Raw genomic sequence first — 23,727 nt, 5'->3', positions numbered from 1 at the left:
CCCCGCATCAAGGGGCGGCGCCCGCGCACGCTTGCTTCCACGCAGGCGCCGCGCCAAACAGCCCTCCCATCCCCGGAGCGACCATGCCGATCACCACCGTGGGCCTCGACGCCGACGACACCCTTTGGCACAACGAGACCCTCTTCCGCCTGACCCATGCGCGGTTCGTCGACCTGCTGGACGACCACGGCGACGCCGACGTGATCGAGGCGCGCCTGGCCCAGGTCGAGCGTCGCAATCTTCGGCTCTACGGCTATGGGATCAAGGGCTTCACCCTGTCCATGATCGAGACCGCGATGGAGTTGTGCGACGGCGGCGCCCCGCCCGAGGTGGTGCGCGAGATCTTGGCCGCCGGCCGCGAGATGCTGGCCCATCCGGTCGAGACCCTGCCCGGCGTGGACGAGGTGGTCGCCCAGCTTTCCGAACGATACCGCCTGGTCCTGATCACCAAGGGCGACCTTCTGGACCAGGAGCGCAAGCTGGCGGCCTCGGGCCTGGGCGAACGTTTCAGCGCCGTCGAGATCGTCTCGGAAAAGGATCGCGGGACCTACGAGCGCGTCTTCGCCCGCCACGGCACCGGTGCGGCCGAGGCCGTCATGGCCGGCAATTCCATGAAATCCGACGTGCTTCCCGCGATCGAGGCCGGCGCCTTCGGCGTCCACATCCCCTATCACGTCACCTGGGCGCACGAACTGGCGGACGCCCCGGAAGGCCACCCCCGCTACGTCTCGCTCAGCCGCATCGGCGAACTGCCCGACTGGATCGCAGCGATCGACGCATAAGCTCTTGCCCCCCCGGCCTGCCCTCTCTAAACGGGCCGCTTAACCGACAACATGACGCGCACGTCGCATGGCCCCGCCGTGCGGGGACTTCTCGCGCGCGCGACGAGCGAAGGACGACGCGAAGACCTTGGACGCCTCCGACATCAGTCATGACGAACGCGACGCCATGGTGCGCGCGGCGCTGGCCGAGCAGGGCGACAGCGGCGTGACGCCGCGCCATACGCTGTTCTACTTCTATGGCGAGGGCGACCACGGCGATCTGAACGAGGTCGCCCGTCGCGCCGGCTTCCTGACGCGCGGCGCCGACGACATGACGGTGCTCGAGACGACCATGGCGGTGGACGAGGCGTCGTTCTCGGCCACCTCGGCCATGATGCAGACCTGGGCCGCGGCCTTCCAGCTGGACTACGACGGCTGGGAATGCGCGGTCGTGACCCATTAGCGTTCAATAAGAAGAAGAGGCTCCCATGCCCAAGCGCACGGACATCCAGTCCATCCTCATCATCGGCGCCGGCCCGATCGTCATCGGCCAGGCGTGCGAATTCGACTATTCCGGCGTGCAGGCCTGCAAGGCGCTGAAGGCCGAGGGGTACCGGGTCATCCTGGTCAACTCGAACCCCGCCACCATCATGACCGACCCGGAGGTGGCCGACGCCACCTATATCGAGCCGATCACGCCCGAGATGGTCGAGAAGATCATCGTCAAGGAAAAGCCCGACGCCCTTCTGCCCACCATGGGCGGTCAGACGGCGCTGAACACCGCCCTGGCCCTGCATGAATCGGGCGCGCTGGAGAAGCACGGGGTCGAGATGATCGGCGCCAAGGCCGAGGTCATCGACAAGGCCGAGGACCGCCAGAAGTTCCGCGACGCCATGGACAAGCTGGGCCTGGAGAGCCCCCGCTCCAAGGCCGCCCATTCGATGGAAGAGGCGCTGGAGGGGCTGGAGTTCGTCGGCCTGCCCGCCGTGATCCGCCCGTCCTTCACCCTGGCCGGCACCGGCGGCGGCATCGCCTATAACCGCGAGGAGTTCGAGGAGATCGTCCTGCGCGGCCTGGACCTGTCGCCCACCACCGAGGTGCTGATCGAAGAGTCCGTGCTGGGCTGGAAGGAATACGAGATGGAGGTCGTCCGCGACACGGCGGACAACTGCATCATCATCTGTTCGATCGAGAACGTCGATCCGATGGGGGTCCATACGGGCGATAGCATCACCGTCGCCCCTGCGCTTACGCTGACCGACAAAGAATATCAGCGGATGCGGACCGGCTCGATCAACGTCCTGCGCGAGATCGGCGTCGAGACCGGCGGATCGAACGTCCAGTGGGCGATCAACCCCGCCGACGGCCGCATGGTCGTGATCGAGATGAACCCGCGCGTGTCGCGCTCGTCCGCCCTAGCGTCCAAGGCCACCGGCTTCCCCATCGCCAAGGTCGCGGCGCGCCTGGCCGTGGGCTATACGCTGGACGAACTGCAGAACGACATCACCCAGGTCACGCCGGCCAGCTTCGAGCCGTCGATCGACTATGTCGTCACCAAGATCCCGCGCTTCGCCTTCGAGAAATATCCGGGGTCGGAGCCCCTGCTGGGCACCTCGATGAAGTCCGTGGGCGAGGTCATGGCCATCGGCCGGACCTTCCAGGAATCGATGCAGAAGGCCCTGCGCGGTCTGGAGACGGGCCTCAACGGCTTCGACGAGATCGAGATCGACGGCGTGGCCGGCGCCGAGGACGACGCCGCCGCCCGCGCCGCCGTGGTCCGGGCCCTGGGCGTCCCCACCCCCGACCGCATCCGCGTCATCGCCCAGGCCTTCCGCCACGGCCTGACGGTGGAAGAGGTCGCCGCGGCCTGCGCCTATGAGCCGTGGTTCCTGCGCCAGATCGCGGACATCGTGCGCGAAGAGGGGCATATCCGCGTCCGGAGCGCGGACCTCCAGGTCCGCACCGGCGAGACGAAGGCGGACGTGGACATCCGCGCGCCATTGTTCCGCAAATGGAAGGCGATGGGCTTCTCCGACGCCCGGATCGCAAAGCTGACCGGGACGACCGAGCGCGAGGTCCGCACCCTGCGCCGTTCGCTGGGCGTCCGCCCGGTGTTCAAGCGCATCGACACCTGCGCGGCCGAGTTCGCCAGCGCCACCGCCTATATGTATTCGACCTACGAGACCGGCGTCCTGGGCCAGGTCCCCGAGTGCGAATCCGAGCCGTCGGACAGGAAGAAGGCCATCATCCTGGGCGGCGGGCCGAACCGGATCGGCCAGGGGATCGAGTTCGACTACTGCTGCTGCCACGCGGCCTTCGCCTTCGACCAGATCGGCGTCGAGTCGATCATGGTCAATTGCAACCCCGAGACCGTCTCGACCGACTACGACACCTCCGACCGCCTGTATTTCGAGCCGCTGACGGCCGAGGACGTGCTGGAGCTGATCGAGGTCGAGCGGTCGAAGGGCGACCTGATCGGCTGCGTCGTCCAGTTCGGCGGCCAGACGCCGCTGAAGCTGGCCCATGCGCTGCAGGAAGACGGCATTCCGGTGCTGGGAACCTCGGTCGACTCCATCGACCTGGCCGAGGACCGCGAACGCTTCCAGCAGATGCTGGAGGGGATCGGCCTGCGCCAGCCGCCGAACGGCCTGGCCCGCAGCGCCGAGGAAGCCGCCGCCGAGGCCGACCGCGTCGGCTATCCCGTGGTCCTGCGCCCCTCCTACGTCCTGGGCGGACGGGGCATGATGATCGTCCACGACCGCGAGCAGCTGGACCGCTACGTCCATGAGGCCATGCGCGTCTCGGGCGACGATCCCGTCCTGATCGACCACTATCTGAACCGCGCCACCGAGGTTGACGTCGACGCCCTGTGCGACGACGAGACGGTCTTCGTCGCCGGCGTGCTGGAGCATATCGAGGAAGCCGGCGTCCATTCGGGCGACAGCGCCTGCTCCATGCCGCCCTACTCCCTGTCCGCCGAGACGGTCGCCGAGCTGAAGCGCCAGACCACCGAAATGGCCAAGGCCCTGAAGGTGCGCGGCCTGATGAACGTGCAGTTCGCCATCGAGGAGCCGCACGGCGAGAACCCGCGCATCTTCGTGCTGGAGGTCAACCCGCGCGCCAGCCGCACGGCGCCCTTCGTGGCCAAGACCATCGGCCAGCCGATCGCCGCCATCGCCGCCAAGGTCATGGCCGGCGTTCCGCTGTCCTCCTTCGGCCTGACGGACAAACCTTACGACCATATCGCGGTGAAGGAGGCGGTCTTCCCCTTCGCCCGCTTCGCCGGCGTCGACACCGTGCTGGGGCCGGAAATGCGCTCGACCGGCGAGGTCATGGGCCTGGACTGGAAGCGTGACGGCGAGGCCGACATGGCGCCCGCCTTCGCCCGCGCCTTCGCCAAGTCCCAGATCGGCGGCGGCACCACCCTGCCGACCTCGGGCTGCGCCTTCATCTCGGTCAAGGACGAGGACAAGCCCTTTATCCTGGATGCGGCCAGGACCCTGCTGGCCGAGGGCTTCACCCTGATCGCCACGGGCGGCACCCACGCCTATCTGGTCGAACAGGGGCTGGAGGTGGGCCTGGTCAAGAAGGTGCTGGAAGGCCGCCCGCACATCGTCGACGCCATGAAGAACGGCGAGGTCCAGCTGGTCTTCAACACCACCTCGGGCAAGCAGTCGCTGCAGGACAGCTTCAGCCTACGCCGCACCGCCCTGATGATGAAGATCCCCTACTACACCACCACCGCCGGCGCCCTGGCGGCGGCCCAGGCCATCGGCGCCATCAAGGCCGGCGACCTGGATGTGAAGGCGATCCAGGCCTACGCCTGAGCCGCCATCGCCTCCAGCACCGCGCGCGCGGCGCGGTCGGTCTCCGCCAGCGGCTCATAGGTCCAGGGCGTCAGCGCCCCGTCGAACGGGCGCGCGGCGCCGTGGGACCGAAGGTCGGCGTGCAGGCGGGCGAACTTGCCCGCAGGCTTCAACGGGACCATCGGCAGGACATGGACCGGCTTGCCGGTCGAGGCGGCCTCGGTCGCCATGTTGGCGCTGTCCTCGGTCACCAGCACATGGTCGGCGGCGTTCAGGAAGGCGAACAGGGGATTGTCCCCCTGCCCGTCCCAGATCCAGCCCGGCAGCGGCGACAGCCGCGCCGTTATCGCGGCCCTGGCGGCCTCGGGCGTGCGGCGCGAGAAGGTCAGCAACAGCGAACCGCCGACCGCGTCCACGGCGCGCGCGATCTGATCGGCCAGGGCGGCGGCGTGGGCGTCAGGCAGATCAAAGGCCTTGGACCGACCGCCCACGAGAACCGCCACGTGCGGATGCGGCAGGCCCGCCAGCCGGTCCGCGAAGGCCGGCGCCGCCTCGGCCAGCCTTGCCGGCGTGATGCGGTGCGGCGAGCCGGTGATCTCGAACACGTTATCGCCCGACAGGCCGTCGTGCGCCGGCGCCACCACCATGCCGAACCGCCCCAGCGCCCAGCGGGGATCCTGGGTCTGGACCACGAAGGTCCGCCCGCCGCTCCAGCGCGCGACGCGGACGGATAGCGGCAGGGTCGCCCGGCCGGTGGCGATCCACAGGTCGGGCCACGGCGGCGTCAGCTTGTCGGAGGACGGGTCGAGCATCGCCGACGTCTTCCACGCCGACGGCAGACGGTCGAACAGCGGCCGCCAGCGGATACGCTTCACGGCGATGTCGGCGGGGGTCAGCCGCTGCACGGCCTCGGCCAGGCCCAGCGCCTGGTTCTCGATCCCCGCGCGGCCGTCGGAAACGACCCAGATGGACAGAGGATTGGAGCGGCCCTGCGGGGCCGCCCCCACCCGGTCGCTGGCGCGACCACCCTCCCCGGACGGGGAGGGAGAGACGTTCGGGCGCGGCGCCCCTACTTCCACTCGACCTTGAGGATTTCGTAGGCCTTGACGCCGCCGGGGGTGTTCACCTCGACCACGTCGCCGACCTCCTTGGAGATCAGCGCGCGCGCGATCGGCGAGGCGATGGAGATCTTGCCCTGCTTCACGTCGGCTTCGTGTTCGCCGACGATCTGGTAGCGGCTCTCTTCCTCGGTGTCCTCGTCCACGACAGTGACGGTGGCGCCGAACTTGACCTGTTCGCCCGACAGTTTGGAGACGTCGATCACCTGGGCGCGGCTCAGCTTGTCCTCGATCTCGGCGATCTGGCCCTCGATCCAGCCCTGGCGCTCCTTGGCGGCGTGATACTCGGCGTTCTCGGACAGGTCGCCGTGCTCGCGCGCCTCCGAAATGGCGGAGATGACGCTCGGCCGTTCGACCGACTTCAATTGCTTCAGTTGATCGTCGAGGACGCGGTAGCCCTCGGCCGTCATCGGCACTTTTTCCATTGGTGTCGTGATTTTCTGGTTTCGCCCGGAGACAGGGAATGGGTACGCGACAATAGAAAAGGCCGCGGGGCGGGCGCGGCCGGGCGAATAAGCTAGGGCGCCGGCGGGCGAAACTCAAGAGCCTCGCCCGAATCCCGACGCATCAGGCCTGGGATGTCGGCGCGCCGCCGCGATGGCGAACGCGCTTGATCAGGCTGTAGGCCAGCCATCCCAGGGCGGCCAGGCCCAACCCCATGAACAGGGCCGACGCCACGGCGGCGCCGGCGGCCATGAAGGCGAGAACGAAGGCCACGGCCGCCAGCAGCCCAGCCACGATTTGGACGGTGTACAGTTTCATGCCCTGTTAACGCCTCGCCCGCCCCGGGGTTGCCTGGGGCGGATCACGCGTAGGTGTAGGCCCCGCCCCGCTCCAGCGCCCGCTGGTAGGCCGGACGGGCGTGAATGCGCTCCAGGAAGCCTTTCAGATTGGGCCTGGCGGCGGCGTCGAAGGCGCGGTCCGCCCCCGCCTCCACCGGAAAGCTCATCATGATGTCGGCGGCGCTGAACTCGTCGCCCGCGAACCAGGCGCTGCGGCCCAGCTCAGCCTCCCAATAGTCGACATGGGCCTGGGTCTGGGGATCGACGAAGCTGGTCTGCGCCTTGGCCGCGATGCTGTTGACGATCGGCTTCATCAGGGCCGGGCTGCGACGCGGCAGCATGGAGAACACCAGCTTGAGCAGCAGCGGCGGCATGGCGGACCCTTCCGCATAATGCAGCCAATAGGTGAACCGACGCCCCGCCTCGGTGCCTGCGGGCGGACGCAGCCGACCGCGGCCATAGGTCTCCAGCAGATATTCGACGATGGCGCCGGTCTCCGCCACGGTGACGTCGCCATCCTGGATGACCGGCGATTTGCCCAGCGGGTGGATGGCCTTCAGCTCGGGCGGCGCCAGCCGGGTCCGGGGGTCGCGCTCATAGCGTCTGACCTCGTAGTCGAGACCCAGTTCTTCCAGCAGCCACAGCACGCGCTGCGACCGGCTGTCGGCGAGGTGGTGGACGATGATCATGGCCGTGCTCCGTTTGACGCCTGCTATAGCCCGGCCGTGCGCGCTTCCCCACCCCCGCCGGCCTGTCAGCTGGGGCGACGGCCGCTCCAGCGGGCGCGCGGCGCCGGGCGCGTCTTTTGCGGCTTGGCCTGCGGGGTCGCGCGTCGGCTGCGCCAGACCTCATAGGCCAGGGTCGCCAGCGCCAGCTTGCCGGCGTGGCGGCCCGCCATCCGGCGACCGCCCTTCGACAGCAGCAGCCCGCCGACCAGGGGAACCAGCTTGTGCATTCGGATCATGGAAATCTCTCCTTCGCCGCACAGAACGCGCAGGCGTCGCCGGCGTTCGCCGGGTGCGGCGACAGGGCGAGGCGGCGAACGCCTCAGACGCGCGGGGCCAAGGCCTCGACCGCGGTGACCGTCGCTTCCACGCCCGATCGGACGGCCGGCTCCGGCTCGATCCGGAACAGCGGGGAATGATGGCTCGGCGCGGTGTCGACCTGGCCCGCGGGGGTGCCGCCCACGGCGAAATAGACCCCCTCCACCCCGGTTTCGGGCGTGATGAAGTAGGAGAAGTCCTCGGCTCCCATGCCTTCGCGCGGCTTGTCCACCACCCGGTCGGCGCCCAGGCCGGCGATCAGGGCGTCGCGCACCCGCTGGGCCGAGGCGGCGTCGTTGACGGTCGGCGGCGTCGTCTCGACCGTCGAGCGCGTGACCGTCGGCAGTTTGTCCTCGGGCACGCCCAGGGCCAGGGCCGTGCCCCGCGCCACCCGGTCGACGCCGTCCAGAAGCTGGGTCCGCACCTCGGGGTCGTCGGACCGCACCGTCAGCTGAAGATCCACCGTCTCGGGGATGATGTTGTGCTTTATCCCGCCGTGGATCGACCCCACGGTGATCACCGCGCCCTGCAGCGGATCCACCGTGCGGCTGACCACGCTCTGCAGCGAGACGACGATCTGCGAGGCGATCAGGACCGGGTCGATCCCCTTGTGCGGGCTGGCCCCGTGCGCGCCCACGCCATGAACGCGGATGTCCACGCTGTCGGAACTGGAATAGGCCGCCCCCAGCGGCACCACCACCTTGCCGGACTCCAGGCCCGAGGAGACGTGGAAGGCCACGGCGTAGTCCGGCTTGGGGAACCGCTCGTACAGCCCGTCCTGCATCATGGCCCGGGCGCCGAAGATGCGCTCCTCGGCCGGCTGGCCGACCAGGACCAGCGTCCCGGACCAGCGGTCGCGACGCGCCGCCAGCTGGCGCGCCGTGCCGATCAGGGCGGTGACGTGCACGTCGTGGCCGCAGGCGTGCATGACCGGCTTTTCGACCCCGTCGCTGTCGACCTGACGCGCGCGCGACGGATTGGCGACGCCCGAGGCCTCCTCGATCGGCAGGCCGTCCATGTCGGCGCGGACCAGGATGGTCGGGCCCTGGCCGTTCCTCATCACCGCCACCACGCCGTGACCGCCGACGCCGCGCGTGACCTGGTAGCCCAGGGCCTCCAACTGGTCGGCGACGACGCCCGAGGTGCGGACCTCCAGGCCCGACAGTTCCGGGTGCTGGTGGAAGTCGTCGAACAGGGCGGCCAGGTTGGCGTCGTAGTCCGCCTTCACCGCCGCCTCCAGGGCCGCGTCCTGGGCCGCGTCCTGGGCGAACGCCCCGCCCGCCTGAAGCGCCGCCGCCGCCGCCAGAACCGTCCAGAGCCTGCTCATCGTCCTCGTCCCCCGAAATGACCCTGCGGCAGACTGCGACGGGCGGCCACGCTTGGCAACGGCGCTGAAGGCGTCGGCGAGCAGGTTTCGCGAGCGCGGGCGCGAAAGCGGTGCTAGCGGTGGGCGATGACCCGATCCCGCGTGGCCGCCTTCTTCTCTTCCCTCAGCTTCTTCGTCATAGCCGCCCTCGTGGCCGGGGTGGCGGTCGGCGCCCTGGCGCAGGAGGCGGACGCGCCCGTGGCGACCGCGGCTCTGGAGGCCGTCGAAGCCCTGGGCCAGGTCTGGTTGAACGCGCTGCGGATGACGGTCATCCCGCTGGTCTTCAGCCTGCTGGTCACGGGCATCGTCGCCATCGCGGACGCGGCGGCGACGGGGCGGCTGGCGATCCGGGCGCTGATGGTGTTCGCGGTCCTTCTGATCGGGGCGACGGTCTATGCGATCCTGGCGGGACTGGGGCTGCTGGCGCTGTGGCCCATCGACCCGGCGTCGGGCCAGGCGCTTCTGGCCGGCGTGCCGGCGGAGGCCGCCGCGACGGTGGGCGAAGCGGCCCACGCCGACGGCCTGCGCGCCTTCCTGACCAGCCTGGCCCCGGCGAACGTGGTGTCGGCGGCGGCGACGGACAGCGTGCTGGGCGTGGTGGTGTTCGCCATCGCGTTCGGCTTCGGCGCGACGCGGATCAAGGCGGACCTGCGCCGTCCCATGGCGACCTTCTTCGAAGGCGTGGCCGAGACGATGGTGGTCATCGTCCACTGGGTGCTGCTGGCCGCGCCGTTCGGGGTGTTCGCCCTGGCGCTGGGCGTGGGCCTGCGGGCCGGGCTGGGCGTGGCGGGGACGCTGGGCCACTACGTCGCCATCGTCTGCCTGAGCCAGATCGGCCTGATCGCCGTCGTCTATGTCGTCGCCATCGTCTGGGGCCGCGTCTCGCCCGGCCGGTTCGCGCGCGCCGTCGCCCCGGCCCAGGTGGTGGCGATCTCGACCCAGTCGTCCCTGGCCAGCCTGCCGGTCATGGTCGAGCGGGCGCGCGACGGGCTGGGCGTGCCCCAGACGACGGCCGGCCTGGTGCTGCCGCTGGCCGTCGCCGTGTTCCGCATCACCAGCCCCGTCGCCAACCTGGCGGTGTGCCTGTACGTGGCCCAGTTGTATGGCGTGTCCTTGAGCCTCGGCGCACTGATCGCCGGGGGGCTGACGGCCGTCGCCGTGTCCATCGCCTCCGTCGGCCTTCCCGGACAGGTCAGCTTCTTCGTCGCCATCGGGCCGATCTGCCTGGCGATGGGATTGCCGCTCGGCGTCCTGCCGCTGCTGCTGGCGGTGGAGGTCATCCCCGACATCTTCCGCACCGTGGGCAACGTCACCGCCGACCTGGCCGCGACCCGCATCGTCAACGGCCCGGACGAGGCGGTCCCGGCGGAACCTTGACCGTTCGCCACGCGCTGTTGAGCCATGAACCCGATCACGACGTTCGACCTGTCCAGGTTCGAGCACTCGTCCCTGACACGCTTCGCGGGCGCCAACATCACCGTCGGCGGCCTGATCAGCGCGGCGGTGATCCTGGCCGGCGCCTTCGTGCTGAGCTGGATCGTGACGCGCGCCCTGCGACGCGTGCGCGAACGCTCGGACCGCAGTCGGCAGGTGGTCTATCTTCTGGAGCGGCTGGCCAGCTACGGCATCATCGTCTTCGGCGTCATCTCGGCCCTGTCGGCGGCCGGCCTGAATCTGTCGTCGCTGGCGGTCTTCGCCGGCGCCCTGGGCATCGGCGTGGGCCTGGGGCTTCAGGGGGTGGTCAAGGAGTTCGTCTCGGGCCTGTTCCTGATTTTCGACCGGATGGTGTCGGTCGGGGACTATATCGAGATCGAGGACATCGGCATCCGCGGCGCCATCATGGAGATCGGCCCGCGCGCCCTGCGCGTGCGCACCAATGACAACGTCAACGTCCTGGTCCCCAACTCGCGCCTGATCGAACAGCCGGTGACCAACTGGACGCTGAAGGGCGACACCCGGCGCATCCACATCCCCTTCTCGGTCGCCTATGGCGCCGACCGGGGCAAGGTCCGCGACGCCGTGCTGGCCGCCGCCCGCGCCAGCCCCTTCACCCTGCCCGAGACCGAGGCCCGCAAGAGCCAGGTCTGGCTGGTGTCCTTCGGCGACAAGGGCCTGGATTTCGAACTGCTGGTCTGGCCGACGCGCGATGCGGTCAAGCGGCCGGCGGCCATGCACGCGGCCTACACCTGGCTGGTGGCCGACGCCCTGGACGAGGCGGGCATAGAGGTGCCCCTGCCCCAGACCGACCTTCGCATCCGCAGCGCCTTCGGCCTGGAGGGCGACGACGCTCTGCGCCGGCTGGGCTACGGCAAGGGGCCCGCGCCCCGCGCCCCCGCGCCCGCCGGCCGCGCCCCGTCCGCCAACGACGCCGCCGAGGACGTGGCCCGCCCCGCCGACATCGAGCCTTCGCCCGACAAGACGTGACTCAGGCGCCGCTCGCGTGGCGCAGCGCCTCGGGGATCAGGGCGAACGGCGCCGAGCCGTGGTCGGCCCCGGCCGCCATCCTCAGGCGCGGGACGTGGCCTTCGCCCCCCGCTTCGGCCGCCCAGGCCTCGATCCGCCTCCGCATGTCCCGGCCCGTCTCGCCTTCGCCATAGCCCAGCAGCAGGCGATCGTCGGCGTTGTCGACGGCGGGCGTGCGCCACCACAGGGACGGACTGAGGCTGATCCAGCGCGCGAACAGGTCGGGACGCCGCGCCAGCGTCTCCAGCACGAACAGGCCGCCCAGCGAATGGCCGATCAGCGCGCGTCGGTCGCCGTCCAGCGGCGCGGCTTGCGTCGCGGCGGGCCACGCCTGCTCGACTAGGAATCGTCTAAACGCCTCCGCGCCGCCGGACGGCCGCGTCCAGTCCGGCTCGGGACAGGGCGTGTCCGTGAAGTCCAGCGCGCGCGCGTCCTCGACCGAGCCTTGCGTCTCGTCATGGAAGACGCCGATCACCGCCAGCGGCCGCACCCCGGTCTTCTCCGGCCGCGTGGCCAGGGCCGATGCGGTCGCGGCGACAGCCAGGAACAGCCGATGCCCGTCCAAAACTGTCAGCGACGTCCATCCATCGGGCGGCGGCGGCCCATCGGGCAGGGAAACGGCCACGCGGTAACGGCGGCCCGCCGGCGTCTCCAGCGGCCGCATCCACTGGCGCTGAGGTTGAAAGGGCGTCCACGGCGATGTCGGATCGAGCATGGCCTTTCCTAGCCCATTCCGTCGCGGTGTTGTAATGCGACGCAATCCCAATCCCAGGCGCCATGACCGTTTCGATTTCCGCCCCTCCCCCGTCCGACGCCCTGACCGACCATCGCCGCAGCCAGGCGAGGCGACGCCTGGTCCTGGTCGTGCTGGCGCTGGCCTGCCTGGCCGCCCTGACGCTGGACGTGATGACCGGCCCATCCTCCATGCCTGTCGGACGCATCCTGGCGGGCCTGGTCGATCCCGGCCGGCTGAGCGCGCCCGAGGCGGCCATCGTCTGGGGCATCCGCCTGCCCTCGGCCCTGCTGGCGGTCCTGGTGGGCGCGGCCCTGGCCCTGTCCGGCGCCGAGATGCAGACCGTGCTGAACAATCCGCTGGCCAGCCCCTTCACCCTGGGCGTGTCGTCGGCCGCCTCGTTCGGCGCCTCGCTGGCCATCGTGCTGGGGCTGGGCCTGCCGTTCGTCCCGGCCGATGCGGTGACGACGCTGAACGCCTTCGTCTTCGCCTTCGGGTCGGTGCTGCTGCTGCAGGGCCTGGCCCGGGCCCAGCGCGGCGGGGTGCAAAGCGTCGTCCTGTTCGGCATCGCCCTGGTCTTCGCCTTCAACGCCCTGACCGCCCTGGTTCAGTTCGTCTCGTCCCAGGAGGCGCTGCAGCAGCTGGTGTTCTGGACCATGGGCTCCCTGTCGCGGGCCAGTTGGCGCGCGGTCGCCTTCATGGCCGCCGTCGTGGTCCTGGCGGCGCCCTTTTCCCTGTGGTCGGCGCGGGCGCTGACGGCGCTGCGTCTGGGCGAGGACCGGGCCATGAGCTTCGGCGTCGACGTGGGGCGCCTGCGGTTCCTGGCCCTGCTGCGCGTCAGCCTGCTGTCGGCGACGGCCGTGGCTTTCGTCGGCGTGGTGGGCTTCGTCGGCCTGGTCGCGCCCCATATCGCCCGCCTGCTGGTGGGCGAGGACCACCGCGTCTTCCTGCCCGCCAGCCTGCTCAGCGGCGCGCTGCTGATGTCGCTGGCCTCCACGGCGGCCAAGGCCCTGGTTCCCGGCGCCCTCTTGCCGGTCGGCATCGTCACCGCCGTGATCGGCGTGCCGGTCTTCCTGCTGCTGATCTTCCGCAACGGAGCGCGCGGATGAGCGCGCCCCTGCACATCCAGGGCCTGGGCGCCGGCTATCGCGACCGCGCGATCCTCCAGGGCCTGGATCTGGCGCCCCTGCCCGCCGGACAGGTGGTGTCGCTGGTCGGGCCGAACGGCGCGGGCAAGAGCACCCTGCTGCGCGCCGTCGCCGGCCTGATCCCCGCCTCGGGGTCGGCGCGCCTGGGCGATGTGGAGCTGAACGCCCTGTCCATCGGGGAACGCGCGCGTCACGTCGCCTATATGCCCCAGACCCTGCCGCAGGACGTGGCCCTGACGGTGCTGGAGACGGTGATCGCCGCGCTGGAAGCCTCGCCCCTGGACGGCCCGCCGCGCGGCGCGGCCGAGGCGGCGATGGCGGTGCTGGAGCGCGTGGGCGCCGCCGAACTGGCCGGGCGTCGCCTGGACCGCCTGTCGGGCGGCCAGCGCCAGATCGCGGCCCTGGCCCAGGCCATGGCGCGCCAGCCCCGGGTGCTGCTGCTGGACGAGCCGACCAGCGCCCTGGACCTGCGCCATCAGCTGGAGGTGCTGACCCTGGCGCGCGACTATGCGCGGGAAAGAGCCGCCGTGGTCGTCATGGTGCTGCACGACCTCCAGGCCGCGGCGCGCGCCTCGGACCATGTGGTCGTGCTGGCCCAGGGGCGTCTTCGCGTCGAGGGACCGCCGGCCCAAGCCATCACGCCCCAGGTGCTGGCCGACGTCTGGCGGGTGCGCGCGCGGGTCGAGCCCTGCGCCCGGGGCCAGCTTCAGGTAATGGTCGACGCGGTCCTGTGAGGCCTCAGGCCCTTTGCGCCGTCACGATCCAGGCCGCGCCGTCGATCACGACGCCTTCGGGCGCGACCTTGCGCGCAAAGGCCTGACGCACCGCGTTCAGCGCCTCTTGTCGGACCGGCTCGGGCTGATCGGCCAGGGCGCGGCTCAGCGGGCCGACCTGCACCGCCAGGTCGACGGCGTCCTCCGTCGCATCCTCGGCCGTGTCGCCCTCGCCGAACAGGATGGGGTGATCGAAGGGCGTCAGCCGGATGTCCGTCCAGCCTGCCTGACGCAGTATCCGCTCGACCCGCGCGGCGTCGCCGAAGGAGAAGGGCCCCGGCGCCTCCAGATCGGGCGGCGGCGGAGGGGGAACGATGTCGCGGATCGCGGTCATCGGCAATCGCGTCCAGTCATTCTCGCCCGCGGCCCGCCAGCAGACGAAGACGAGGCGACCGCCGGGTCCGACCGCCTGAAGCAGATTGGCGAAGGCCGCCTCCGGTTCCGGGAAGAACATCACCCCGAAGCGCGAGACGATACAATCGAACGCCGCCTCGGGCTCGAACGTCGCCGCGTCGGCCAGCTGGAACCGGACGGGCAGGTCCAGGGTCGCCGCCTGCCGTTCCGCCAGCGCGACCAGCGCCTCGGACACGTCCAGGCCCAGCACCTGGCCGGACGGGCCGACCGCCCGGGCGCAGTCGAAGGCGCTGGCGCCCGCGCCGCAACCGACGTCCAGCACCCGCTCGCCGATCGCCGGGGCGGCGGCGGCGAGCAGGGCTTCGCCAAAGGGCCGCAGCATCCGGTCGAGCCGCGCCTGGTTGGCGACCCAGCGGTCGCCGTTCGAACCGTTCCAGTCGAACGGACGCGCGGGCGCGGCGGACACGGCGGGCCTCTCGGTCAGGGACGGATCAGGGTGACGGTGTCGCCCGCCGGATCGACCGGCGCCGGCGTGCCGGCCGGGGCGTTGCGCGGCAGGCCCCGCGCCTTGTTCGTCACATAGACGGCGTTGGTCGCGGGATCGATGGCGATGGTCTGGGGGAAGGTGCCCGTCTGCAGATTGGCCAGGACGGCGTAGTCCGCGCCGCCGACCACCGTGACCGTGCCCGCCTGACGGTTGGCGACATAGATCTGGTCGACGCCAGGGTTGTAGGCGACGCTCAGCGCCCCCTCGCCCGTCGGCGTCTTCTTGATGATCGCGCCGTCTGCGGCGTTCATGACGGTCAGGTCGCCGGAGCCCTGGCTGGCCACGAACAGCCGCCCGCCGCGCGCGTCGAAGGCGACGTTGGTGGGCCGCTCGCTGCCGGTCGGCCAGCGGCCGGTCGCCTCGCCCGTCGCCAGGTCGATGGCGGCGATGTCGCCCGAGCTCATGCCGGTCACGAACAGGCGGTTGTTCTCGACGTCCAGCGCCGCGCCGGTCAGGCCCCCGACAGGAACGTCGATCTTGCGCTCAAGGGTGTTGGTCGCGCCGTCGATGACCCAGACCTGGTTCGGGCGGCTCGCATCCCCGGCCTCGCCGCCGACGATGGTGACATAGACCTTGTTGCGTCGTTCATCGACGACGGCCTCGCGCACGTGGGCGGAATCGTCGTCGCCATCGGTGATGTGGGCCACCACCTGGCCGGTGCGGACGTCGACCGCGTCCACCGAGCCCGAACGGGTCGCGGTGCCGTACAGGATCTGGGTGCGGCTGTTGAAGCCCAGGCCGTACAGCGGATTGGCCGAAACGTCGATCGCCGCCCCCGGCGTCAGGTCGGCGTTCAGCCGCGCCACGGCGCCGCGCGTCTCGCCCCGCGGGCCGACCGCGGCGACCAGCACGGTGCTGTCCGCCGGATTGAAGACGATCTGATAGAGGCCGCCCGGCTCGACCTTGACGGACTTGACCACCGTCGGCGCGGCGGCGCGGGCCGGGGCGGACGCGGTTGGGGCGGTCGGGGCCTGAGCCTGCGCCTGCGCCAGGGCGGGAAGCGCGACGGACGCCAGCAGGGCGGCGGTCGCGGCGGCGAAACGAAGGGTGTTCATCAGCTTGCTCCTATCCGGGGAAGGTCAGGCGGTCTTCAGGTCGGCCCAGTAGTCGCCGCGATAAGGCACGGCCAGGAAACGACGGTTGATCTCGTCCAGCGTGGCGCGGGGATCCAGGTCGACGAACAGGTCGGGATGGATCCACTTGGCCAGAACCTCGACCGCCACCACGTCGATGGGCGAGTTGATCAGTTGGTGCGACAGGCCGTGGGCGCGACCTTGGCGCACCGCCTTCAGGGTGGATATGCCCGCCCGGCCCGCCACGCGGCGCAGGCCGGCCTGCGACTGCTCGGCCGTGAAGTCCGGCCCCACCACGAAGCCGCCCGCCTTGGCCAGGTGCGGCCCGCCGGTGGCGATATAGACGTCGGGATCGCGCTGGATGACATATTCCAGGTTCAGCTTGCCCGTCGGCTGGTCCAGCACGTCGGCGCCGATGTTGCGGCCGCCGACGAAGGCGATGTAGTCGCCGATGTTGCCCTTGCCCGGAGAGGCGCAGCAGTCCGGGCTGATCATCGCATGAGGCTCCAGGAAGACGGTCGGGCGGCGGTCTTGCGGGATCGCGGCGACCTTGGCGGCGATGGCGTCCAGCCGGGCGGCCTTGAAGGCGTTGAAGGCGTCCGCCTGCGCGCGCCGGCCGATCAGGTCGCCTAGCAGCGCCAGGCTGCGCGACTGGTTCTGGAAGGGGTGCGAGAAGAAGTCGATGAAGGCCACCGAGACGCCGGCCGCCTCCAGTTGCGCGGCCTGGGCGTCGGTCGGGCCGGAGCCCAGCGACACCACCGCCGTCGCCGGCCCCGCCGCCAGCACCGCCTCGGCGTTGAAGGCCTGGCCGGACTGGGCGATCTTGGGCACGTCGGGCAGGGTCGGGAACTTGTCGACGAAGGCGCGGTACATGTCCGGGCTGATGCGATTGACGTCCCCGCTCCACGCTGCCAGCAGCGACACCGGGTCCGGATGGATCAGCGACAGGGCGATCAGGTAGCGGCCGTCGTCGATGCTCAGCTTGCCGCCGGGCGGCAGGGCGCGCACGGCCCGGTCGCGCAGGTCGGTCAGCCCCTCGCCGCCCGCTGACGCCTCGTCGCGCCGACCGCAGGCCGACAGCAGCGCCAGGCCGCCGAGGCCGCTCAACAGGATGCGTCGGGACGGGTTCATTCGCACTTCCTCAGGCCGCCGACGCGACGCCGGCGATGGACAATAGGGCGCGCTCCAGCGATGCGCCCAGCATGGGGCCGTGGCCGAGGCCGGGCAGTTCCTCGTAACGCGCGGTCACGCCCGCCGCCTCCAGCCGCTCGGCCAGGGTGCGGATCGCGCTGGAGGGCACGGATGACCACATGGGATGGGTGCGGCGGCCGGCCGAGCGACCGGCGACCTCCTCCCCGCCGCTCATCAGCGTCAGGCGCAGCCCCGCCGGGGGCGGCGCGGCCAGGAACGGGTCGACCTCTTCCAAGACCGATCCGTAGTTCCACCACAGGGACGGGCTGGCGGCGTAATAGGCGTCGAAGGACGCGGGCCGGGTCAGGGCGGCGTGCAGCACGCACAGGCCGCCGTAGGAGTGGCCCCAGATCGCGCGCCGATGCGGATCCAGCGCCGCCCGGCCCTGCGCCGCCTGGGCGATCTCGCCCTCAAGGACGTCCAGGAAGGCGTCCGCTCCGCCGCCGGGGCGTCCCGCCGGGTCGGCGACAGGCCGGCCGTCGGGCGCGGCGGGCGTATAGTCCAGGGCGCGCGCCAGGACGTCGAACTGCCGGTCGCCCTCGTAGCCGACGGCCACGATGACGGGCGGGTCGCCGGCGTCGAGCCGCGCCAGCAGCGGCTCGCTTATCCGGGCCAGGGCCGCGTCGCCGTCCAGCAGATAGACGACCGGATAGCCCTGCGCCGGCGGCGCCTTCTTCGGCGTGGCGATCCGCACCCGATACAGCCGCGCTCCATCCCGCGAGGGCACGCTCAGGTGTTCGAAGCCGTAGTAGGCGGACCCTTCCTCGGCCACGGTCGGTCCCGCCGGCGCCTGTCCGCGCGCCTGGCTCATCGCCGGCGCGGCGATCAGGGCCAGCAACGCGGCGATCACAATGACGCCCGGTCTCGCCATCAGAATTCGTAGTTCACGCCGATCCAGCCGCGACGGCCGTCGCCCTGGAAGTCGTAATCCGCCACGTCGATGTCCTCGTCGGCCAGGTTATAGACGCCCAGCTTCACGCTGACCGCCGGCGTCACCCGCCAGTTCGCGCCGATGTCGATGGTGGTGTAGCTGGGGTAGCGACGTCCCACCTGGGTCGAACCGTTCAGGACGGGCTCGCCGTTCGAGCCGACGCGCAGGCCCGCGTTGATCTCCTCGCCGTGGTAGTTGACGGCGCCCCACAGGTTCAGGTTCGCCGCGGCGTCGTAGTCGGCGCGGATGTTGGCCATGTGCTCGGGCGTGCGCGACAGCGGCAGGCCGGCGTAGGTCCCCGACTTCTGCTCGGAGTCGGTGTAGGTGTAGCCCGCCTTCAGGCCCAACGCCGCGAACGGCCGCCACCGCCCCGACAGCTCCACCCCCTGCAGTTCGGCGTCCTGCAGATTGTACCAGTAGTACAGCCGGTAGTTCGGATTCTCGCTCCAGCGCGCAATGGAGCCGTCCTCGTTATAGACCAGGGCGCTGTCGATCTTGTCCTTGAACTCGGTGCGGAAGACCGTGGCGCTGGCGGACAGGGTCCGCGACGGGTTCCACAGCAGGCTGACCTCGTAGTTGGTGCTGGTCTCCGGCACGATGTCCGGATCACCGATGATGACGCCGCAGGTGCCCGTCGGCCCGACGGTGCAGGTCGCCCCGCCGGTGGTGTAGGCGTAGCCTTCGGCGACCTGACGCAGTTCCGGCGCGCGGAAGCCGGTCGAGATCCCGCCCTTGATCGTCCACGCCTCCGAAGGCGTCCACACCGCATACAGGCGCGGGCTCCAGTGCGAGCCATAGCGTTCGTGATCGTCGAACCTCAGCCCGCCGGTCAGGGCGAACTGCGGGCTCAGCCGCCATTCGTCCTCGACGAACAGGGCCCGCTGCCAGACCTCGAAGGTCTGCGCCTGACGCGGATCGACCCCCGGGTTCACGTCGCTAAGCTGGTTCTCGATGTACTGGCCGCCCACCACCAGCTGGTGGTCGCCCAACGGCGTGCCTTCCAGGGGGATGTTGAACAGGGCGTCATAGACGGTGTTGGTCAGCTCCGGCGCGCGGACGTTCTTGACGAAGTCGCCGCCGCTCATGGCGTAGTTCTCGCGCGTCGTCTCCTCGCGCAGCACCGAGAGCTGGCTGGTCCCCCAGTCCCAGCGCCCGTTCCAGCTCAGCGAGCCGGCGGTCCGGTCGTTGGTGTTGTAGTTGGCCGCGGCCGTGGCGGCCAGGGTCCCGCCCGGGTTGAACTCGCGCTTCACGTCGGTGCGGTCGACCTGCGCCAGCACCTCGTGGTCGGCGTTGGGCGTCCAGGCCAGGCGGCCGGTCAGGTTCCAGTCCTCGGCCCCGCCGACGCCGCCCAGGATGGCGTCCTCGTCGCGCTGGTAGGACCGACCCCAGATCTGCGCGCCCAGCACGCCCTCGACCAGCGGACCGGCCAGATAGCCCTGAACCTGGCTCCAGTCGCCGCTGTCGCCGTCCTCCTGGGCCACATAGTCCGCCCCGATGGAGCCGCCCCACCGCACGGGAACCTTCTTGGTGATGATGTTGACCACGCCGCCGATCGCGTCGGAGCCGTACAGCGACGACATCGGCCCGCGCACCACCTCGATCCGTTCGATGGCGCCGACGGGCGGCGTGAAGCTCTGCTCCAGGCCGGCGTTGCCGTTGGTGCGGCTGTCGCGGGTCGACTGGCGCTTTCCGTCGACCAGCAACAGGGTGTAGCTGCCCGGCAGGCCGCGGATGTAGATGTCCTGGAAGTTCGATCCGCCGCTGACCGACACGCCCTCCACGTCGCGCAGCGCATCGGTCAGGTCGGCGTTGGGGCGGTTGGCCAGGGTTTCCGCCGTGACGATGGAGATCGACGCCGGCGCCTCGACCACGCGCTGGGCCCGCGTCGAGGCGGTCACGACGATGTCGTCGACCTGCGCCGGTCCTCCGGTCTGCGCCATCGCCGCCGTGGGCAGCGTCAGGGCGGAAAAGGCCAGAAGGGACAGGCGGCGGCGCATGATGACGGATCTCCTGAAAGACAAGGCCGCCGGACTAGTGCGAATGGTTATCAAAAGCAATGGCCCTTCGCCAGGAACCTTCGCTTTTCCGCTCCGCAACACGCGCGTCTGGTCTGCCCGAGCCTCCGTCCAAGCCGCTTGACGAGCCGTGATGTTATCTCATAACAAGTCAACTTCGCTTTCGAAGGTCTCCCCCATGCGCCGCCTCCCCGTGTCTCGATCCCTCCTTCTGGCCGCCGTCGGGTCGTCGGTTCTCGCCGGCGCCGGCGCCGCCGCCGCCCAATCGACGCAGACGCCCACCCAGGTCGACGACATCATCGTCACGGGGGCGCCCTACGGCGTCAGCCAGCGCGCGGCGGTGATCGCCACCGACGTGCTGGACGAGGAGACCTTGGCCACCGCCCCGGCCGCCTCGCTGGGCGATCTGCTGAACGGCCGTCCGGGCGTGCGCTCCACGGACTTCGCGCCCGGCGCCAGCCGCCCCGTGATCCGCGGCCTCAGCGGCCCGCGCGTCCAGGTGCTGACCAACGGCATCGGCCTGATCGACGCCAGCTCCGTCTCCCCCGACCACGCCGTGGCGGCCGATCCTGCGGAATCCAACCGCATCGAGATCATCCGCGGCCCGGCCACCCTGGTCTATGGCGGCTCGGCCATCGGCGGGGTGGTCAACATCCTGGACGACCGCATTCCCACCAAGATGCCGGAAGGCGGGATCGACGGCGTGGTGTCGGCCCAGGCGTCCAGCGTCGATGACGGCCGGGGCGGCTTCGCCCGCGTCACGGCCGGCGCCGGCAACTTCGCCTTCAACGTCGATGCGGTGAAGCGCAAGACCGACGACTACGACATCCCCGCCCCGGCCATGTCCCAGCGCCTGGCCGACCGCGAAGGCGTCGAACGCGAGGACACGGGCTCCCAGCCCAACAGCTACACCGACCTGGAGGCCTGGGGCGTCGGCGGTTCCTACATCGGCGACAAGGGCTTCGGCGGCCTCTCCTACAAGGAGACCGACAGCGAATACGGCACCGTCGCCGAAGAGAACGTCTTCATCCAGCTGCACCAGGAGCGCTGGGACGCGCGCGGAGAATACCGCTTCGACGACGGCCCGTTCTCGGCCGTGCGCGGCTCCTACGGCCATGCGAAATACACCCACACCGAGTTCGAGGATGTCGGCGAGCCCGGCACGGTGTTCAACTCCGACGGCTGGGAAGGCCGCGCCGACCTGGTCCAGCGCGAGCGCAACGGCTGGAACGGCGCCGTGGGCGTCCAGGCCCTGTCGCGCACCTTCGAGGCCATCGGCGAGGAGGCCTTCGTGCCCACCGTCGATATCGACGAACTGGGAATCTACACGGTCCAGCGCCTGGATCGCGGGAACCACGGCTTCGAGGGCGGCCTGCGCTACGACCGCCGCGAGCTGAAGGGCACGCCCATCGGCGGCGACAGCGAACTGAACCGCGAATTCGACAACTGGTCGGCGTCCGCCGCCGCCTTCCTGCGCCCGGCCAAGGGCCTGTTCCTGGGCCTCAGCGTGGCCCACAACGAACGGGCGCCCAGCGAGGTCGAGCTGTTCGCCGACGGCGTGCACATCGCCACCGCCGCCTATGAGACCGGCGACGTGAACCTGGACACCGAAAAGGTCACCACGCTGGAAGGCACGGCCCACTACGACAGGGGCCGCTTCTCGGGCGACCTGCACGTCTATCATTCCTGGTACGACGGCTTCATCGACGAGCGCCCGACCGGCGAGGAGTTCTATTTCGACGAGGAGGACGAATACTTCCCCGTCTATCAGTTCACCCAGACCGACGCGAAGTTCTACGGTTTCGAGGCCGAGGGCTCCTACGCCGTCTGGCAGGACGGCGACCGCACCCTGTCGCTGGAAGGCGCGGCCGACTATGTCCACGCCGAGACCGATTTTGGACCGGCGGCGCGCATCCCGCCCTACTCCGTGACCGGCCGCCTGGCCTTCACCTCGACCCGCTTCGACGCCAGCGCCGAGGTCCGCCACATCGGCGAGCAGGACCGCGTGGCCAACGAGTTCGAACTGCCCACCGACGACTACACCCTGCTGAACTTGTCGGCGGCGGTGCGGCCCTTCGCCCAGCAGGACGTCACCCTGTTCGCCGAGGCCCGCAACCTGACCGACGAGGAAGCCCGCGAGCACGCCTCCTTCCTCAAGGACATCGCGCCCCTGCCCGGCCGAAACCTGCGAGTCGGCGTCGCCTACCGGTTCTGACCCGACCTTCGCCCGCCGTCCCTGTCGAGACCCCCTGTCCGACAGGGACGCGCGGCGCCCTCCCGTCCCAGGCGACGCGCCGCGCCCTTACGACACCCGGCCTGAGTGAACCGACCCGTGGGTCAGACCTTCAACGGATCGACGCCGTCGCCGTCACTCCCACTCGATTACACGAACGCTGGTAATGATTTGATCCATATGGGCTTTATGCCAATGGGCGTCAACAGCGCCGTGTCGCAGTCCGAATAGATCGAGGAATGTTGAAAACAATGAAGAAATAGTCTGATGTAAAAAGCGCGTGATCACGACATCTTTCGAGATGTATTGACAATGCCGAAAGCTTGGTTTGCGAGAGAAGCGAGCCGATATACCTCGCTGACACGGGATACCACAACCGAACGATCTGACGAACAGGCTGGATCTACAACCCGCTCCGGAGGCGGTCGCAGCGGCTGGCGTGACCCGTCGGCTCAAGGAAGCCTGACGGCCTTCAAACCCGTGCGACGATCGAGTCGTTGCGCGAGTCCGGGTCACCCAGTATGGGTCGAAGGTCAGGAAACCTGTATTGACGCGACTGCTCCGCCAATTCTGCGCCGGCCTCGCCGTGACCATCGTGATCGCGCTGCAGTTCCAAGACGCGGCCCCTACCGGTTCACTCGTCACCCAAAATATGTGATCGCGTCCCTCGAAATCCTCGTCCTGCCGCTCGCGTTCGGCCAAATCTGGATCGCCCTCGCATGGACCATCGCTAACGCCATGCTTCTGGCGTGGCGTATTCGGGTGGAGGATGGGGCGCTTGCCGACCGCAGATAGGCCCTCAGGAGCATGACCGGACAGCGTGATCCCAGCCTAGCTGTGCGTCCGGGGAGGCACGCTGTTCACGTTTCACGGCGCACGCGATCACCGGGGAACGGCGGCCGTTCCGGCGGGTTGACCGAGTCCGCCATCGGAGAATCCCATGCATATCCAGTCCATGATCAGCGCCCATCCTCACGTCAAAGGCTCGACCAACGACGCGCTGATCCGCGCCGTCGAGGCGGCCTACGCGTGCGCCGCGACCTGCCGCATCTGCGCCGACGCCTGTCTCGGCGAAGCCATGGTCGCCGATCTCGTACAATGCATTCGGCTCAACCTCGACTGCGCCGACGTCTGCGCGGCCGCCGGCGCGGTCGGCGCGCGCCGCACGGGGAGCAACGAGGCGGTCATCAAGGGCCAGCTCGAGGTTTGCGCCGACATCTGCGCGGCCTGCGCCGCGGAGTGCGACAAGCACGCGGACATGCATGAACATTGCCGCATCTGCGCCGAGGCCTGCCGCCGCTGCGAAGAGGCGTGCCGGGAGGCGGCTGGCACGATCACTCCGTCGAGCCGTTGATGGAGCACCGCCTTCACCGTGCGTGCGCTGACAACG

The 23,727-nt window shown here is 70.1% G+C and carries 22 protein-coding genes; 10 read left to right on the top strand and 12 right to left on the bottom strand.

What is annotated here, in order from left to right; genetic code table 11:
- The first annotated feature begins 83 nt into the window (after positions 1-83).
- From M8231_RS04865 to carB, 3 genes are all read left to right on the top strand, one after another.
- Complete coding sequence (locus M8231_RS04865; protein ID WP_249750986.1) at positions 84-782, top strand: HAD family hydrolase; 699 nt, start codon at positions 84-86, stop codon at positions 780-782.
- Positions 783-909: 127 nt separating this feature from the next.
- The gene (locus tag M8231_RS04860) at positions 910-1,224 is read left to right on the top strand and encodes a hypothetical protein (RefSeq protein ID WP_249750987.1); all 315 of its coding nucleotides are present in this window, start codon (positions 910-912) and stop codon (positions 1,222-1,224) included.
- Between the two features lie 25 nt (positions 1,225-1,249).
- The gene (carB, locus tag M8231_RS04855; RefSeq protein WP_249750988.1) at positions 1,250-4,588 is read left to right on the top strand and encodes a carbamoyl-phosphate synthase large subunit; all 3,339 of its coding nucleotides are present in this window, start codon (positions 1,250-1,252) and stop codon (positions 4,586-4,588) included.
- Here the strand turns inward: carB and M8231_RS04850 are convergent.
- The 6 genes from M8231_RS04850 to M8231_RS04825 all read right to left on the bottom strand — a co-directional run bounded on the left by M8231_RS04850 (position 4,579) and on the right by M8231_RS04825 (position 8,837).
- On the bottom strand, positions 4,579-5,574 hold the full coding sequence (locus M8231_RS04850) for a mitochondrial fission ELM1 family protein (protein ID WP_250202375.1): 996 nt from the start codon (positions 5,572-5,574) through the stop codon (positions 4,579-4,581). The genes carB and M8231_RS04850 overlap by 10 nt on opposite strands.
- A gap of 62 nt (positions 5,575-5,636) precedes the next feature.
- Positions 5,637-6,110 carry a transcription elongation factor GreA gene (greA, locus tag M8231_RS04845; RefSeq protein ID WP_249750989.1) on the bottom strand — a complete coding sequence of 158 codons (474 nt, stop codon included), beginning with the start codon at positions 6,108-6,110 and terminating at the stop codon, positions 5,637-5,639.
- Between the two features lie 142 nt (positions 6,111-6,252).
- On the bottom strand, positions 6,253-6,447 hold the full coding sequence (locus tag M8231_RS04840) for a hypothetical protein (RefSeq protein ID WP_249750990.1): 195 nt from the start codon (positions 6,445-6,447) through the stop codon (positions 6,253-6,255).
- A 43-nt stretch (positions 6,448-6,490) separates the two neighbouring features.
- Positions 6,491-7,156 carry a glutathione S-transferase family protein gene (locus M8231_RS04835; RefSeq protein WP_249750991.1) on the bottom strand — a complete coding sequence of 222 codons (666 nt, stop codon included), beginning with the start codon at positions 7,154-7,156 and terminating at the stop codon, positions 6,491-6,493.
- Between the two features lie 65 nt (positions 7,157-7,221).
- Complete coding sequence (locus tag M8231_RS04830) at positions 7,222-7,431, bottom strand: cysteine protease (protein ID WP_249750992.1); 210 nt, start codon at positions 7,429-7,431, stop codon at positions 7,222-7,224.
- 83 nt (positions 7,432-7,514) lie between these two features.
- Positions 7,515-8,837, bottom strand: coding sequence for an amidohydrolase (locus M8231_RS04825; RefSeq protein WP_249750993.1), 1,323 nt, complete (start codon positions 8,835-8,837; stop codon positions 7,515-7,517).
- A 126-nt stretch (positions 8,838-8,963) separates the two neighbouring features.
- Between M8231_RS04825 and M8231_RS04820 the strand changes: the two genes are divergently transcribed.
- On the top strand, positions 8,964-10,253 hold the full coding sequence (locus tag M8231_RS04820) for a dicarboxylate/amino acid:cation symporter (RefSeq protein WP_249750994.1): 1,290 nt from the start codon (positions 8,964-8,966) through the stop codon (positions 10,251-10,253).
- 24 nt (positions 10,254-10,277) lie between these two features.
- Positions 10,278-11,300, top strand: a complete 1,023-nt coding sequence (locus M8231_RS04815; RefSeq protein ID WP_249750995.1) for a mechanosensitive ion channel family protein — start codon at positions 10,278-10,280, stop codon at positions 11,298-11,300.
- A gap of 1 nt (position 11,301) precedes the next feature.
- Here M8231_RS04815 and M8231_RS04810 read toward each other — a convergent pair whose 3' ends face one another.
- Complete coding sequence (locus M8231_RS04810; protein WP_250202374.1) at positions 11,302-12,054, bottom strand: alpha/beta hydrolase; 753 nt, start codon at positions 12,052-12,054, stop codon at positions 11,302-11,304.
- A gap of 62 nt (positions 12,055-12,116) precedes the next feature.
- Here M8231_RS04810 and M8231_RS04805 point away from each other — a divergent pair, with 62 nt between their 5' ends.
- Both M8231_RS04805 and M8231_RS04800 read left to right on the top strand, forming a co-directional pair.
- A complete protein-coding gene (locus tag M8231_RS04805) occupies positions 12,117-13,181 on the top strand; it encodes a FecCD family ABC transporter permease (RefSeq protein ID WP_250202373.1) in 1,065 nt (354 codons plus the stop codon).
- Positions 13,178-13,954 carry an ABC transporter ATP-binding protein gene (locus tag M8231_RS04800; RefSeq protein WP_249750998.1) on the top strand — a complete coding sequence of 259 codons (777 nt, stop codon included), beginning with the start codon at positions 13,178-13,180 and terminating at the stop codon, positions 13,952-13,954. The genes M8231_RS04805 and M8231_RS04800 overlap by 4 nt, the downstream gene beginning before the upstream one ends.
- 4 nt (positions 13,955-13,958) lie before the next feature.
- Here M8231_RS04800 and M8231_RS04795 read toward each other — a convergent pair whose 3' ends face one another.
- The 5 genes from M8231_RS04795 to M8231_RS04775 are packed head-to-tail and all read right to left on the bottom strand — an operon-like array spanning position 13,959 to position 20,086.
- On the bottom strand, positions 13,959-14,813 hold the full coding sequence (locus M8231_RS04795; RefSeq protein ID WP_249750999.1) for a class I SAM-dependent methyltransferase: 855 nt from the start codon (positions 14,811-14,813) through the stop codon (positions 13,959-13,961).
- A gap of 14 nt (positions 14,814-14,827) precedes the next feature.
- Positions 14,828-15,949, bottom strand: coding sequence for a YncE family protein (locus M8231_RS04790; RefSeq protein ID WP_249751000.1), 1,122 nt, complete (start codon positions 15,947-15,949; stop codon positions 14,828-14,830).
- Between the two features lie 24 nt (positions 15,950-15,973).
- Positions 15,974-17,098, bottom strand: a complete 1,125-nt coding sequence (locus M8231_RS04785) for an ABC transporter substrate-binding protein (protein ID WP_250202372.1) — start codon at positions 17,096-17,098, stop codon at positions 15,974-15,976.
- 10 nt (positions 17,099-17,108) lie between these two features.
- Positions 17,109-18,029 (bottom strand): alpha/beta hydrolase, encoded by a 921-nt coding sequence (locus M8231_RS04780; RefSeq protein WP_249751003.1) that lies wholly within the window; start codon positions 18,027-18,029, stop codon positions 17,109-17,111.
- Positions 18,029-20,086: a TonB-dependent receptor domain-containing protein gene (locus M8231_RS04775; protein ID WP_250202371.1), complete on the bottom strand. Its 2,058-nt coding sequence runs from the start codon at positions 20,084-20,086 to the stop codon at positions 18,029-18,031. The genes M8231_RS04780 and M8231_RS04775 overlap by 1 nt, the downstream gene beginning before the upstream one ends.
- Before the next feature lie 196 nt (positions 20,087-20,282).
- Between M8231_RS04775 and M8231_RS04770 the strand changes: the two genes are divergently transcribed.
- The 3 genes from M8231_RS04770 (at position 20,283) to M8231_RS04765 (ending at position 23,691) form a co-directional block, all read left to right on the top strand.
- Entirely contained in the window at positions 20,283-22,319 is a 2,037-nt protein-coding gene (locus M8231_RS04770; protein ID WP_250202370.1) for a TonB-dependent receptor, read from the top strand.
- A 330-nt stretch (positions 22,320-22,649) separates the two neighbouring features.
- Entirely contained in the window at positions 22,650-23,132 is a 483-nt protein-coding gene (locus tag M8231_RS17055; RefSeq protein WP_082382656.1) for an isoprenylcysteine carboxylmethyltransferase family protein, read from the top strand.
- A 145-nt stretch (positions 23,133-23,277) separates the two neighbouring features.
- On the top strand, positions 23,278-23,691 hold the full coding sequence (locus M8231_RS04765; protein ID WP_054765342.1) for a four-helix bundle copper-binding protein: 414 nt from the start codon (positions 23,278-23,280) through the stop codon (positions 23,689-23,691).
- Positions 23,692-23,727: the final 36 nt, after the last annotated feature.

The sequence above is a fragment of the Brevundimonas albigilva genome, from assembly GCF_023573565.1.
Taxonomy (GTDB): Bacteria; Pseudomonadota; Alphaproteobacteria; order Caulobacterales; family Caulobacteraceae; genus Brevundimonas; species Brevundimonas albigilva.
This window is presented reverse-complemented; position numbering and strand designations above follow the sequence as displayed.

Coding starts and splice junctions, on each gene's coding strand:
- M8231_RS04865 (WP_249750986.1), top strand. CDS start 84: ATGCCGATCACCACCGTGGGCCTCGACGCCGACGACACCCTTTGGCAC.
- carB (WP_249750988.1), top strand. CDS start 1,250: ATGCCCAAGCGCACGGACATCCAGTCCATCCTCATCATCGGCGCCGGC.
- greA (WP_249750989.1), bottom strand. CDS start 6,110: ATGGAAAAAGTGCCGATGACGGCCGAGGGCTACCGCGTCCTCGACGAT.
- M8231_RS04840 (WP_249750990.1), bottom strand. CDS start 6,447: ATGAAACTGTACACCGTCCAAATCGTGGCTGGGCTGCTGGCGGCCGTG.
- M8231_RS04835 (WP_249750991.1), bottom strand. CDS start 7,156: ATGATCATCGTCCACCACCTCGCCGACAGCCGGTCGCAGCGCGTGCTG.
- M8231_RS04830 (WP_249750992.1), bottom strand. CDS start 7,431: ATGATCCGAATGCACAAGCTGGTTCCCCTGGTCGGCGGGCTGCTGCTG.
- M8231_RS04825 (WP_249750993.1), bottom strand. CDS start 8,837: ATGAGCAGGCTCTGGACGGTTCTGGCGGCGGCGGCGGCGCTTCAGGCG.
- M8231_RS04820 (WP_249750994.1), top strand. CDS start 8,964: ATGACCCGATCCCGCGTGGCCGCCTTCTTCTCTTCCCTCAGCTTCTTC.
- M8231_RS04815 (WP_249750995.1), top strand. CDS start 10,278: ATGAACCCGATCACGACGTTCGACCTGTCCAGGTTCGAGCACTCGTCC.
- M8231_RS04810 (WP_250202374.1), bottom strand. CDS start 12,054: ATGCTCGATCCGACATCGCCGTGGACGCCCTTTCAACCTCAGCGCCAG.
- M8231_RS04805 (WP_250202373.1), top strand. CDS start 12,117: ATGACCGTTTCGATTTCCGCCCCTCCCCCGTCCGACGCCCTGACCGAC.
- M8231_RS04800 (WP_249750998.1), top strand. CDS start 13,178: ATGAGCGCGCCCCTGCACATCCAGGGCCTGGGCGCCGGCTATCGCGAC.
- M8231_RS04790 (WP_249751000.1), bottom strand. CDS start 15,949: ATGAACACCCTTCGTTTCGCCGCCGCGACCGCCGCCCTGCTGGCGTCC.
- M8231_RS04785 (WP_250202372.1), bottom strand. CDS start 17,098: ATGAACCCGTCCCGACGCATCCTGTTGAGCGGCCTCGGCGGCCTGGCG.
- M8231_RS04780 (WP_249751003.1), bottom strand. CDS start 18,029: ATGGCGAGACCGGGCGTCATTGTGATCGCCGCGTTGCTGGCCCTGATC.
- M8231_RS04775 (WP_250202371.1), bottom strand. CDS start 20,086: ATGCGCCGCCGCCTGTCCCTTCTGGCCTTTTCCGCCCTGACGCTGCCC.
- M8231_RS04770 (WP_250202370.1), top strand. CDS start 20,283: ATGCGCCGCCTCCCCGTGTCTCGATCCCTCCTTCTGGCCGCCGTCGGG.
- M8231_RS17055 (WP_082382656.1), top strand. CDS start 22,650: ATGCCGAAAGCTTGGTTTGCGAGAGAAGCGAGCCGATATACCTCGCTG.
- M8231_RS04765 (WP_054765342.1), top strand. CDS start 23,278: ATGCATATCCAGTCCATGATCAGCGCCCATCCTCACGTCAAAGGCTCG.